Annotated in this window: 14 protein-coding genes; 2 read left to right on the top strand and 12 right to left on the bottom strand. The window is 38.3% G+C overall.

The features are described from left to right. Positions 1-8: 8 nt before the first annotated feature. The 5 genes from glnD to AC056_RS15070 all read right to left on the bottom strand — a co-directional run bounded on the left by glnD (position 9) and on the right by AC056_RS15070 (position 5603). Positions 9-2672, bottom strand: a complete 2664-nt coding sequence (glnD, locus tag AC056_RS15090; protein ID WP_004702176.1) for a [protein-PII] uridylyltransferase — start codon at positions 2670-2672, stop codon at positions 9-11. 27 nt (positions 2673-2699) lie between these two features. Continuing rightward, positions 2700-3917: a formate-dependent phosphoribosylglycinamide formyltransferase gene (gene purT / locus AC056_RS15085; RefSeq protein WP_077164065.1), complete on the bottom strand. Its 1218-nt coding sequence runs from the start codon at positions 3915-3917 to the stop codon at positions 2700-2702. Positions 3918-4019: 102 nt separating this feature from the next. Beyond that, positions 4020-4409, bottom strand: coding sequence for a tautomerase family protein (locus tag AC056_RS15080; protein WP_077164064.1), 390 nt, complete (start codon positions 4407-4409; stop codon positions 4020-4022). A 128-nt stretch (positions 4410-4537) separates the two neighbouring features. Further along, the gene (gene ygaH, locus AC056_RS15075; RefSeq protein ID WP_004702171.1) at positions 4538-4879 is read right to left on the bottom strand and encodes an L-valine transporter subunit YgaH; all 342 of its coding nucleotides are present in this window, start codon (positions 4877-4879) and stop codon (positions 4538-4540) included. A 1-nt stretch (position 4880) separates the two neighbouring features. After that, positions 4881-5603 (bottom strand): AzlC family ABC transporter permease, encoded by a 723-nt coding sequence (locus tag AC056_RS15070; RefSeq protein WP_077164242.1) that lies wholly within the window; start codon positions 5601-5603, stop codon positions 4881-4883. Between the two features lie 119 nt (positions 5604-5722). Between AC056_RS15070 and AC056_RS15065 the strand changes: the two genes are divergently transcribed. Beyond that, positions 5723-6190 carry a hypothetical protein gene (locus tag AC056_RS15065; protein ID WP_077164063.1) on the top strand — a complete coding sequence of 156 codons (468 nt, stop codon included), beginning with the start codon at positions 5723-5725 and terminating at the stop codon, positions 6188-6190. 62 nt (positions 6191-6252) lie between these two features. On the opposite strand, the gene AC056_RS15060 is transcribed toward AC056_RS15065, so the two are convergent. Both AC056_RS15060 and AC056_RS15055 read right to left on the bottom strand, forming a co-directional pair. Then, positions 6253-6549, bottom strand: coding sequence for a hypothetical protein (locus AC056_RS15060; protein ID WP_004702158.1), 297 nt, complete (start codon positions 6547-6549; stop codon positions 6253-6255). A 171-nt stretch (positions 6550-6720) separates the two neighbouring features. Then, positions 6721-7428 carry a Crp/Fnr family transcriptional regulator gene (locus AC056_RS15055; protein ID WP_077164062.1) on the bottom strand — a complete coding sequence of 236 codons (708 nt, stop codon included), beginning with the start codon at positions 7426-7428 and terminating at the stop codon, positions 6721-6723. A 91-nt stretch (positions 7429-7519) separates the two neighbouring features. Here AC056_RS15055 and AC056_RS15050 point away from each other — a divergent pair, with 91 nt between their 5' ends. Then, positions 7520-8044, top strand: coding sequence for a DUF962 domain-containing protein (locus AC056_RS15050; RefSeq protein ID WP_077164061.1), 525 nt, complete (start codon positions 7520-7522; stop codon positions 8042-8044). A gap of 41 nt (positions 8045-8085) precedes the next feature. Here AC056_RS15050 and ychF read toward each other — a convergent pair whose 3' ends face one another. The 5 genes from ychF to AC056_RS15025 all read right to left on the bottom strand — a co-directional run bounded on the left by ychF (position 8086) and on the right by AC056_RS15025 (position 12670). Next, entirely contained in the window at positions 8086-9177 is a 1092-nt protein-coding gene (ychF, locus tag AC056_RS15045; RefSeq protein WP_004642544.1) for a redox-regulated ATPase YchF, read from the bottom strand. Positions 9178-9270: 93 nt separating this feature from the next. Further along, complete coding sequence (locus AC056_RS15040; RefSeq protein ID WP_077164060.1) at positions 9271-9930, bottom strand: methionine ABC transporter permease; 660 nt, start codon at positions 9928-9930, stop codon at positions 9271-9273. Then, complete coding sequence (locus AC056_RS15035; protein WP_077164059.1) at positions 9911-10987, bottom strand: methionine ABC transporter ATP-binding protein; 1077 nt, start codon at positions 10985-10987, stop codon at positions 9911-9913. Before AC056_RS15035 ends, AC056_RS15040 begins: the two co-directional genes overlap by 20 nt. Before the next feature lie 5 nt (positions 10988-10992). Beyond that, positions 10993-11826 (bottom strand): MetQ/NlpA family ABC transporter substrate-binding protein, encoded by an 834-nt coding sequence (locus AC056_RS15030; RefSeq protein ID WP_077164058.1) that lies wholly within the window; start codon positions 11824-11826, stop codon positions 10993-10995. A 13-nt stretch (positions 11827-11839) separates the two neighbouring features. Beyond that, positions 11840-12670 carry a MetQ/NlpA family ABC transporter substrate-binding protein gene (locus tag AC056_RS15025; RefSeq protein WP_077164057.1) on the bottom strand — a complete coding sequence of 277 codons (831 nt, stop codon included), beginning with the start codon at positions 12668-12670 and terminating at the stop codon, positions 11840-11842. Between the last annotated feature and the right edge of the window lie 6 nt (positions 12671-12676).

Raw genomic sequence — 12676 nt, 5'->3', positions numbered from 1 at the left:
GTTGAGTTTCAGTGCTGACAAATTTGATTAGATGCTTCATCTAATGCAGCTTTCAGTTTTTCCGAGAAGAGTTTGACCTCTTCATGATTTAGCGGTTTTCCATCTTTTTTGGTGACAAAGAAAATATCTTCTGCACGTTCACCTAAAGTTGCAATTCGAGCTGAATGGATGTCTAAACCTTGCATCATAAATAAACCACCTACACGTGCAAGTAGGCCAGGATGGTCAAGTGTTGAAATTTCGACCATGTTCTGCTGTAAAGCTTCATTTAATGTTACGTCGACTGTATTTTCAATATCAAAGTGACGCAATTGGCGCGGGATACGGCGTTGCATGAGTCCCGGATATTGATCCGGTTGGCTCAGTGCCTTCACCAATGCAGTTTTAACGGTTTCTTCACGTTCAGGATCAGTCAGCAATGTACCAAAACGATCAAGTACAACATAGGTATCTAAACTAAATGCAGTAATTGCTGTGATAATTTTTGCATCTTGAACGTCTAAATTCATGCGATCTAACACTGCAACTGTAGTCGCAAACAGGTTTGGCTGATCACGTGTATAAATAAAGATTTGAACGGCATCTTGGGCAGCTTTACGATGAGCACGTAAAAGTACTAATGGTTCAGGATTATCACCATGTTTTAAAATTGCTTGTGTATGCCATGCAATTTCATCGGCAGATTCTTTAATGAAGTATTCATCACCAAGTTCTTGCCATACCTTTTCGACATCTGCCAATGCGAAATTATTTACCAGTAATTCACTTGCTGCAAATTTGGTATCTTCAATCAGCATTTGGTAGTCAACAGGGCGGCCTAAGCCAGTACGAATTACATCACGAGCATGCGTATAAAGTTGACGCATGAGGGATGCGCGCCATGTGTTCCAAAGTTTTGGATTTGTCGCATTAATATCCGCCACCGTTAAAGTGTACAGATAATCGAGATGTTCCATATCGCCAAGTTTTTCTGCAAAATCTTTTACGACATCAGGATCAGAAATATCTTTTTTCTGCGCTGTCAAAGACATAAGTAAATGGTTTTGAATAAGCCATGCGATTAATTTACATTCACGCTCTGTAAATCCGTGTGCACGGCCAAACTCAATCGCATCTTCGGCACCAAGTTCACTATGGTCACCACCACGACCTTTGGCGATGTCATGGAATAATGCCGCTATAAAGACGATATCTTGGCGAGCAAGACGCTGAAAAACTGAACTGACCACAGGGAACTCTTTAGCGAATTCAGGTTCTCTAAATCGGTTTAAGTTACGTAGTAATAATAATGTGTGGGCATCGACTGTATAGATATGGAACAGGTCATATTGCATAAGCCCCATAATTTGCCCAAAAGCGGGAATATAGTTTCCTAAAACACCATAACGCTTCATCGCAACCAATGTATCGTATAGGCGATACGGTGAGCGAATAATTGACATAAACAGCGCTTGGTTTTCTGGGTTATTACGGTAACTTTGGTTAATTCTTTTCGCTGCAAGAATCAGTAAACGCAAAGTACGAGCACGAATACCTTCGATATCTGGTCGATTCGCTAAAATATAGAACAACTCTAAAATAGCGCTTGGATGTTCTGCAAATATTTTATGATGTTGTACGGCAAGTTTGTTATCGACAATTTTAAAATGATCATTAATCACTTCAATTTTGCGTTCGTAGTTGGGGAGTCGAGGTGTGATGACAGACTCACTAAAATACGCGAGTAACATTTCATTGAGTGTCGAAACCTGTTGTGCAGTACGGTAGTAGCGCTTCATGAACTGCTCAACACCATAATTGACAGGTTGGCCTTCTTGACGCACATATCCAAACTTTGCTGCAATTTCCCTTTGGTGGTCAAAGAGTAGACGGTTTTCATCACGTTTGGCTAAGCGGTGCAAATGGTGACGAATTTCCCAAAGGAAACTTTCAGCTTCTTCTAGAACGGCTAATTCAAATTCTGAAATGAATCCTAAATGTACTAAATCATAGATACGGTTTACGCGGAAATGACGTTTAGCAATCCAACCGATCTGATTAATATCACGAATACCACCCGGAGCATTTTTTATATCAGGCTCTAAGTTACTTTCTGTGTTGTTATGTTGATGGTAGCGTTTGGCTTGTTCTGCCATTTTCGCGTCATAAAAGGTTTTATCTGTCCAAGTCTGAGAGACAATACGACGAGGCCATTTTGCAAGCTGAGTATTACCGGTAATTAAACGGGCTTCAATGAGTGTGGTTGCAACTGTTAAATCAGTAGCGGCCTGCTCAACACAGCTTTGAATAGTTCGAACACTAATACCAGGTTTAAAGTTTCCGACATCCCATAATGAAGAAATAAAGGTAGAAATTCGCTTTTCATTTTCTTCAGTAATTTCATGTTCTGACAAAATCATGATATCGACGTCAGAATAGGGCAACATTTCACGGCGTCCATAACCACCTACAGCGAAAAGGCCTAGACCTGTCTGATCCAGTTCAGCATGTTTCCATAAAAAGATCAGCGCTTCATCAACTAAATCTGAACGTGCTTTAATGATGTCGCGAATAGATTGCCCATTTTCATATGAATCCTGCAACTGCTTTTCTACATCCGTTCGCCATTGATTAATGGCTTTAATATCATGATGACTTGAGACGTAGTTCAACAGTGGCGATGTATTGATCATGAAAATGGGTCTACCAATAAATAAAAATTAAGAGTTTGTTTGAACGATTACTTGATCAGCGGTTTCTTTCGCTAAAGTACGGGCAAGATCAGTATTTTCAGCACGAGCAGTTGCAACACCCATGCGACGTCGTTTGAAGCCTTCTGGTTTACCAAACAAACGTAAGTCTGTGTCTGGATGAGCTAAAGCTACATTCAGATTGCTATAACTTAAATTGTTGGCATCTACTCCAGCATAAATTACGGCACTTGCAGCAACACTGTGGCGTGCTGTGTTTACAGGTAAACCTAAGATTGCACGTGCATGTAATTCAAATTCACTTTGATACTGAGATGCTAAAGTCACAAGACCAGTATCGTGTGGGCGAGGTGAGACTTCACTGAACCAAACTTTGTCACCTTTAATAAATAGTTCTACACCAAAAATACCACAGCCACCAAGTGCTGTTGTCACTTTATTTGCAATACGTTTTGCTTCTTCAAGGGCTGCAGGAGTCATGGGTTGAGGCTGCCAGCTTTCTACATAATCACCTGCATCTTGACGGTGACCAATCGGGTCACAGTAGTGAGTTTCAATTTCACCAGTTTCAGGGTTTTTAGCACGCACCGTGAGTAACGTAATTTCAAAATCAAAATCAATTTGAGATTCAATAATGACTGTGCCTTGGTTAACACGGCCACCTTGCATCGCATATTCCCAAGCCGCATCAACTTCATCAAAACTTTTTACACGAGACTGGCCTTTGCCAGAAGAAGACATGACTGGTTTTACAAAATTAGGATAACCAATGTCATCACAAGCAGCACGGAAGCTTTCTAAAGAGTCAGCAAAGCGATAAGCGGAAGTAGGCAAACCAAGCTCTTCAGCCGCAAGACGGCGAATACCTTCACGGTTCATGGTCAGATTTACTGCTTTAGCAGAAGGAATGACAGTAGCGGTTTGATTTGCTTCAATTGCAAGCAAAACCTCGGTTGCAATTGCTTCAATTTCTGGAACAATTAAATTCGGTTTAACTTTTTCAATGAGTTGTTTTAATTGAGTTGGATCAGCCATGTTTAACACATAAGAAAAATGTGCAACTTGCATAGCTGGTGCGTGATCATAACGGTCGGCTGCATGTACTTCAACACCAAGGCGTTGTAAGGAAATTACAACTTCTTTACCAAGCTCTCCTGAACCTAACAATAAAACTTTAAATGCAGAAGATTGAAGTGGGGTACCGAGTGTCACGCTCATGCGAATCATCCTGACAAAATTATTTTTTTAAGCATAGCAGAACTTATGGTGGAGTTAAGCCTTATCACACATAAAAAAATGAATTTTGTCAGACAATGATGCAGATAATTTTTAAACGTTAACCTGATAGTTTAGATGCATTTCATCTGCATTTTGACCACGGATGCCCCAATTCTCTTTAGGTGTTTCAAAAATAGTGATTTCAATATCTTGTGGGGCAATTTTGCAATACTGTTCAATATTACGAAATAAAGTTTGAATGAGTCTTTTCTTCGCTTCAGTACTTCTGCCAGCAAACATTGAAAGTTCAATAATGATGTAGTGTTGGCTTCGATCTGAAGGATAGATAAAGTTTTCTGGTTTTAGACTCATAAAGCGTTGAAATCTTTTCTCGACAGGATATTTCAACTCTTCAATAAGAGCCTGATGAATAGCATGAGAAAGCAATTCTCGATACTGCATGATGGTTTGTTCATTTGCATAAATTTTAACTTGTGACATTTTTATCTCTAATCGCTAGATGGTGTTATCTTTTAATAAATTTAAAAAATGAGTTTTCATGCTAGAAGCTATTACTATTAATCACTTCTAGCCTTTATATATTATATAAGGATGATCAGTTTATCTATTTATAAAGGTAAATATGTGTAGATCAAACCATAAACGAGTGCAGCAGTTAAAGTCGCTGGAACAATTTTCTTAAATTTAAAATAAAGAGCTGCTAAAACTATAAAACCCATAAACATTGCGAAGCTCTTGTTGGGAGTTTCAAGTAAAGGGGGCAGAGTTGCAACTACAAGCATCGCGCTAATGGCAGAGATACCAATACTCCCTAAAGCAATTTTTATCCAGACAGAGCCACGTTTCTGATGAGTACCTTGTAGTTTTTGTATAACGAAGAACGGGCCAAAACGTGAAGCAAAATTAGCAATACCGACAATAATACCGACCAATATAATTTCTAAGTTCATATTAGGCTTCAACCTCTTCATGCTGTTTCAGCACATAGTGTTTAAACAAACCAGCTAAAATGCCTGAAAAAATACCAATAAAAATAGCTGCTGATAAGTTAATCCAATAACATGCCAAGGCTGAAACGACCAAAGATACTGCAACGACTAAAGTATGTTTGCGCTCAAAGGCTGCCAGCAAAAAGCTTAAAAATAAAGCGGGTAGTAAAAAGTCTAAAGCTGCTTGTAAAAATTTTGGAAGATGTGCGACTTGATCTGCAAATAAACCACCTAACAATGAACCAGTTGCCCAAGACATCCAGCTGAATAGACTTAAGCCTAACATCCAAGATTCAGACCACTGCTGTTTACGTTGCGAAAGTTGAATCATTCCACTGGCAAAAACTTCATCTGTAAGTCCCCAAGCCCAAACAGCCGTCTTTTTTAGATTTAATTTGTTGGGAATTAAGTTATACAGTGCTGGACCATAGAGTACATGGCGAATATCTAGTGCAATGACTGTTAGCGCTGTTAACCAAATAGATGAACCACTAGCCAAAAGTGCAACCACAAGAAATTGGCTTGCACCAGCATACATTGAACAAGAAAGAAAAAATGCTTCCCAAGGACTGAAACCAAATTGAGATGCAGAAACGCCAAAGGCAAAAGAAACAGGTAAATAGGTGAGTACGATGGCTTGGCTATCTTTGGCACCTTGCAAAAAAGTTGCTTTTTGAGCAGCCATCTGTTGTTGATTTGACACGATACACCTTGGCTGTAAAACAATTATAAAAACTTGAAAGATTGAGTATTGTAGCCGAATTTAATAGCATAGTGCCGAAATGTTTAATTCGGCAGTTTGATATGTTCAAATCAAAGACTCATTTAGTTTATATCGCCATCCTGAGTGCAAGCGCATTTATATTGCAGGGTTGTGATAATGGACATAACCCAGATAAAAAAGTTGAAATTAAACCAGCGCCGAAATTAACCAATGATGCAACAGTCTATGCGAAAAAGGCATGGACATTAATTAACTCTGTTGACCCTTTAGTTTATGGGAAACAGCTTAATCAGATAAATGATAATGTTCGCAAACCACTACGTCAGCTGAGTACGGACTGGCGTATTAATGTAAAAATGACAGATTCGGTAACTGAAGGAAAATATGCACTTTGCCGAAAAGCCTTAACTAGTCTAGATGTATGGGCACGAGAAACACTGGAAAATGAAAAAACAGTTGCTCAAAAACAAACAGACTACGAACGTGATAAACAGCAGTGTAAGGAAGCAATTGATAACCCAAATTTAGGAAATACATCTCCGAAATAATGGTAATAATAAAAAAAGCGAGATTTAGAATCTCGCTTTTTAAACACATAAATTAATATTAATTATGGTTTCTTAGCAGTGTTTGCAGTTTTTACAGCATCTTGTTTCATTTGATGAGTAGCTTGATTTGCTTCTTGTTTAGCGTTAGTCGCGCTAGTCATAGCAGCATGTTTCTTCTCATTCATATCTTTCTTAGCTTCTTTTTTAGCAGTCGTTTTGCCGCTCATAGCAACACATTTACCGCCTTTATGATGTGGTCCAGTTCCTCCTTGGAGTTGAGTTCCTTTTGGACATGCAAATGCCGAAACACTTAACATTGCCAATACGCCAGCTGTAAGAATTGTTGATAATTTTTTCATGTTAATCAGCGCCTTGTTGAGTATTATTGCTCAGTTCGAGTGTAAGATGAAAAATTCTGTTTTGGAATATTTATTTTGTGAAATAGAGTTTGAACAATGTTTTATTTTGCAGTGTTATCTAATTTTTTAATTTAATTTTAAGTTTTTATTATATAGATTTTTTTAATCTATTTAACTAGTAGATTTTGCGATTAAATTTAACTTTTCTATGTCTAAAATTTCAATTTTTCTGAACGCAATTTTAATAATATTCTGCTTTTCCAATAAGTTTAACTCATGATTAACAGTCTGTCTTGAGGTAGTGAGCATATTTGCTAATTGTTCTTGAGAAATATGAATTTGTCTTTCTTGTATAATAATGTGATTACCATAACCTTCCAAAATAAACAAAAGACGTTGAGCAAGTCTTTGAGAAATACTGCGTGTTTGTATAGCAATCTGTTCTAAAAAAACATATCTGAGTTTTTGACTGGTTAAACGAGCAAAGTAGTACCAATAATATGGATTATCTTTGAGTAATTGATTTAATGGTTTCGCAGGAATCTGTAAAACCGTACTTTTTTTCAAGGCAATGGCATCATGTGAACGCGGTTCATGGTCAATCAGAGATATTTCTCCAAACCACATAATTGGCTCAGCAATTGCAGAAAGAGCTTCATTACCATTTACATCGACATAACCCAAGCTAATTGAGCCTTCAAGCACAGTATAAATGCCATCAAAGATATCTTGAGCGCGGAACACATAACTATTTTTTTCAAAAGTAATTTGCTTACCATGTTCTAAAATAAAATTTTGGAATGCTTCTGGAAGCAAACTAAACCATGTATTTTCTCTTAGTCGATTAATATAAATAAGATCCAATATCAGCCCATCCATGAAAAAATCATTACTTTGTCAAATAGCTGACAACTTTAAGTTTTCCTTATTTGTACAGTATGACTATATATAGATGAATAGGGAATCACTCATGACAAATCTGGAGCAACAGCTTAGCAAATATGCGGCTTATCATTTAAACCATCAAAATATTTTGACGCATTTTGTTGGTATTCCACTTATTGTATTTTCAATTTTATGTTTAACTGCGAGAGCTGGAGTGGATATTGGCAGTTTTAAACTGACTTTAGCTGTAATGTTGATTGCAGTTAGTACGATCTATTACTTCATTTTAGATAAAGTATTTGGTTTACTCATGCTGATTATTTTAGTCGCTGTGTATCCATTGGCAAGCCAAATTGCCGAGCTTTCTTTAGGACAATGGTTAGCGGCAAGTATTGGTTTCTTTGTAGTGGGTTGGGTATTTCAGTTTGTTGGACATTATTTCGAAAAGAAAAAACCTGCCTTTGTTGATGATGTGATTGGACTTGCGATAGGACCGTTATTTGTATTGGCAGAATTTATATTTATGCTGGGTTTTAGAAAGCCTTTGCATGCGCGTATTTTACATGAAGCTCGTAGTAAACGAGAGACGATGGATTTAAGTCATTCATAATAAAAAAGCCCCAATATGTTGGGGCTTTTTTTAGCTTTAACTTATACGTTAAAACGGAAGTGCATTACATCGCCGTCTTGAACAACGTAAGTTTTACCTTCTAAACGCCATTTACCAGCTTCTTTAGCGCCGTTCTCACCGTTGTATTGTACAAAGTCATCGTATGCAACAACTTCAGCACGGATAAAGCCTTTTTCGAAGTCGGTATGAATCACACCAGCTGCTTGAGGAGCGGTTGCACCAACTTTTACTGTCCAAGCACGTACTTCTTGTACACCAGCAGTGAAATAAGTTTGTAAACCTAAAAGCGCATAACCAGCACGAATAACCACGTTTAAGCCTGGTTCTTCCATACCCATTGCTTCTAAGAATTCAGCACGATCTTCATCTTCTAATAATGAAATTTCAGCTTCAATCTGGTTGCAAAGAGGAACAACGATAGCGTTTTCTTCAGCCGCAAGTTTTTTAACTGCGTCTAAGTGTGGGTTGTTTTCAAAACCATCTTCTGCAACGTTTGCAATATACATGGTTGGTTTTAAAGTCATTAAACCAAAACCACGAACTAATTTACGTTCGTCATCAGACAAATCAGCTGCGCGAGCTGGTTTACCTTCATCAAGTAAAGGTTGGATTTTTTCTAAAACTGCTTTAGTTGCTACAGCTTCTTTGTCACCGCCTTTAGCAACTTTAGTTAAACGTAAAATTGCTTTAGCAACAGTTTCAAGATCGGCAAGCGCAAGTTCAGTATTGATGGTTGCGATGTCGTCTAATGGATCAATTTTACCATTTACGTGAATTACATTTTCGTCTTCGAAACAACGTACAACATGAGCAATCGCATCAGTTTCACGGATGTTAGCAAGGAACTGGTTACCCAAGCCTTCACCTTTTGATGCACCAGCAACAAGACCTGCAATGTCCACAAATTCCATTGTAGTTGGCAAAATACGCTGTGGTTTAACAATCGCAGCAAGTTTGTCTAAACGTGGATCTGGTACAGGAACAATACCTGTGTTTGGTTCAATGGTACAGAAAGGGAAGTTTTCCGCTGCAATCGCTGCTTTCGTTAATGCATTGAAAAGGGTAGATTTCCCTACGTTTGGCAGACCAACAATACCGCAATTAAAACCCATGAAAACCACTCACAAATGTGTAAATTAAAAATTGTCGCTGATTTTACATGAAAGCCATGACAAAGTCATGGCTAGAGCGGGGTTGTATTGCTTTTAAACTTTACGTTTATCAAGTTGCTGGGCTAATGCATCACCACTCGCTTGTACCAGCATGACTAAAATAATGAGCACTAAAATTACAGCTAACATAATTTGCATATCAAAACGTTGATAACCATAACGATATGCGATGTCTCCTAAGCCACCTGCACCAATAGCACCTGCAATTGCTGATGAGTTAATCATAGTCACAATAGTCACGGTAAAGCCTGCCACAATACCCGGTAAAGCCTCGGGTAAAAGTACATGCCAAATAATTTGTTTACGGTTACAACCCATGGCTTGTGCTGCTTCAATTAAGCCTTGATCGACTTCACGTAAGCTGACTTCTGCAATACGGGCAAAGAAGGGAATCGCCGCAATAGTTAAGGGAACAACAGCTGCCCAAACGCCATAACTTGTACCCACAATCCAGCGAGTAAGTGGAATCAGAGCGACCATTAAAATTAGAAAGGGCACAGAACGAGTAATGTTAATGACCCAACCCAAAGCCTGATTAATCTTTTGAGAGGGGTGAATGCCGTGCTCAGAAGTACTGACTAAAACAACAGCAATAGGTAAGCCAATTAAAAAAGCAATAAATGCAGATGCACCTACCATGAGCAAGGTATCTACAGTTCCAGTAATTAATAAATCAATGAGCTGGTCGTGCATAGCCAAGTACCTCAAATTGTGCAATTGCAGTTGATGCGTCTTGTCGTATAGATGAAAGATCAATTTCTACGTTAGGAATACCGACTAAAAGAGAACCAATAATGTGCCCTTGAATGGTATCGACCTGACTTTGATATAAATTGACGGGTGCTTTAAATCTGGCAAGTAGCTCTTGTATATCGGGTACTTGATGCGCTTCAGCTTCATATTTCAGTTTTACAATAATATGAGTTGAATCTTCATCGGGTAGAGGACTGATTTCAAAAGGCAGAGTGATCTGCTCAAGGTTTAACAATTCTTGAGTAATTTGTTGCTCTGGTCGTGAAAATACAGACCAGACTTGCCCAGCCTCTACAATTTCACCTTGGTCAATCACCACAACTTGATCACAAATTTCTCGAATGACCTGCATTTCGTGTGTGATGAGTACAATCGTTAGACCAAGTTCCTGATTAATCTTTTTAAGTAAAGCCAAAATAGTAGCGGTACTTTCTGGGTCAAGTGCTGAGGTGGCTTCATCACACAGTAAAATTTCAGGATGATGGACAAGTGCACGTGCGATACCGACACGTTGCTTTTGTCCGCCCGAAAGTTGTGATGGATAATGACCAGACTTATCTGCAAGACCTACGAGTGCCAGAACTTCATTTACACGCTCATCGATATCTGCTTTGTTGTAATTGGAAACTTTTAAGGGCAATGCCACATTTTCCCAGACCGTTTTTGCAGACATCAAATTGAAATGTTGAAAAATCATTCCAATTCGTTGACGGGTTTGAATGAGTTCAGCATGACTCAATTCAGCAATGTTTTGTTGATGAATATGAATGCTGCCTGTATTTACTTGTTCTAAGCCATTTAACGTGCGGAGTAGGGAAGATTTTCCTGCACCACTTTTACCAATAATGCCTAAAATCTTACCTTGAGGAATATCAAGGTTAATCTCTTTTAAAGCATGCAGTTTTTGACCCTGCGATTGGTAAAACTTATTTAAGCCACGAATTTTGATATGAGGTAGAGAAAAATCAACTTGTGATCCAAAACTCACCATTGTCATTCTCCTTATTTCCAGCCTTGAAACCACATACCTTGGCCAAAGTCTTTATCCAGAATGTCTTGTGCTTGTTTTGAGTTCTGGAATGCTTTAACAAAGGTTGCAAGTTTTTGGTTTTTGTCTTGGTAATCACGACGGGTCACAAACAAAATTGCATATTTTTTATCGATTGGATCTAAAAATAATGCGCTATGTGGGTCGGTTACCTTTGCCATTTTTAAGTAGTGAGGGAAGCCGAAAATTAAATCGACATCGTTATATGCATGTGCGGTTTGAGGGCCTTCAACTTCAACAAAGCTTAGTTGTTTAGGATTAGCTATAATCTCTTGGGTTGTTGAAAGTTCATTATTTATGTCTTTAAGCTGAATTAAACCTGCACGGTGCAATAAAATTAAAGCACGAGCTAAATTGACTGGATCATTTGGAATAGCTACACGTGCTTTTGAAGGTAATTCTTCAAGTGATTTATATTTTTTTGAATATAAACCGACATGACTTCCTGAGCCCACACCATATGCATGTAAGTCATAGCCCGTTTCTTTAACAGCATTACGTAGAAATACGCTTTGCTGGAAAAAGTTTGCATCAATATCACCGTTTTGTACGGCAACGTTTGGTGCTCGCCAATCAGAAAATTCAACAAGTTTGACATGAATGCCTTGCTTTTCTACTTCATTGGCAACGCTTTGTAATAGCTCAGCATAAGGCGGGCTAATGCCAATCGTTAAAACATCGTCGACTTGTTTATTTTTAATATAACGGTAATCGACGAGGCCCAGAACTACGATTAAAATCGTAATTCCGAGTAACCAAGGCTTATGCTGTTTGAACTGAATCGCCATAATCTTTCCGTTATTACTTCCAGCCAGGGAACCAAAGTTTTGGCCCAATTTCAGCGTCTAACACAGCTTTAACTTTTGGCGAGTTTTGATAGATCTCAACAAATTTCTTTAATTTGTCTCCCTTATCTTGATAGTCATCACGCACTACAAACAAAATGGCATAACGCTTATTGGTATTGTCATCAAGTAAAAGCGCACTATTAGGGTCAGCTGTTTTTGCTAAGCGTAAGTAATGTGGATAGCCAAAAGCCAAGTCAACATCATCAATCGCACGGGCAGTCTGTGGCCCTTCAACCTCAATGAATTGCAAGTTTTTAGGATTTGAAACAACATCTTTGAGTGCAGATAAATGGTTGTTTGAATCTTTAAGCGTAATTAATTTAGCTTGTTGTAAAAGGAGTAGGGCACGACCTTGATTCACTGGATCATTTGGAATGACTACACGTGCGTTTTGTGGCAATTCATCAAGGCTTTTATATTTCTTTGAGTAAAGTCCCACATGTGATGCTGCACCTACTGCAAATGCCTTTAATTTAAAGCCAGTTTCTTTAATTGCATTGTCTAAGAAAGGTTGATGCTGGAAAAAGTTCGCATCAATATCCCCATGATTTAAGGTAATGTTTGGGGTATTCCAGTCAGAAAATTCGACCAGTTTTACATTTAAACCTTGTTTTTTTGCTTCATCGGCAGCAGCTTGTAAAGGTTTTGCAAATGGTGGACTAATACCAATCACAAGTTCATTTGAGCCACTTTGACGATGTTTATTCCATAAGAATAAAGCAACAAAAAGGACTACAACGACTAGGCCTACGCCTAGCCATTTTTTAGAGGCTGTTTGAGCCATGTCTAT

It is taken from the genome of Acinetobacter genomosp. 33YU, assembly GCF_001990725.1.
In the GTDB taxonomy this organism is placed as follows: Bacteria; Pseudomonadota; Gammaproteobacteria; order Pseudomonadales; family Moraxellaceae; genus Acinetobacter; species Acinetobacter seifertii.
This window is presented reverse-complemented; position numbering and strand designations above follow the sequence as displayed.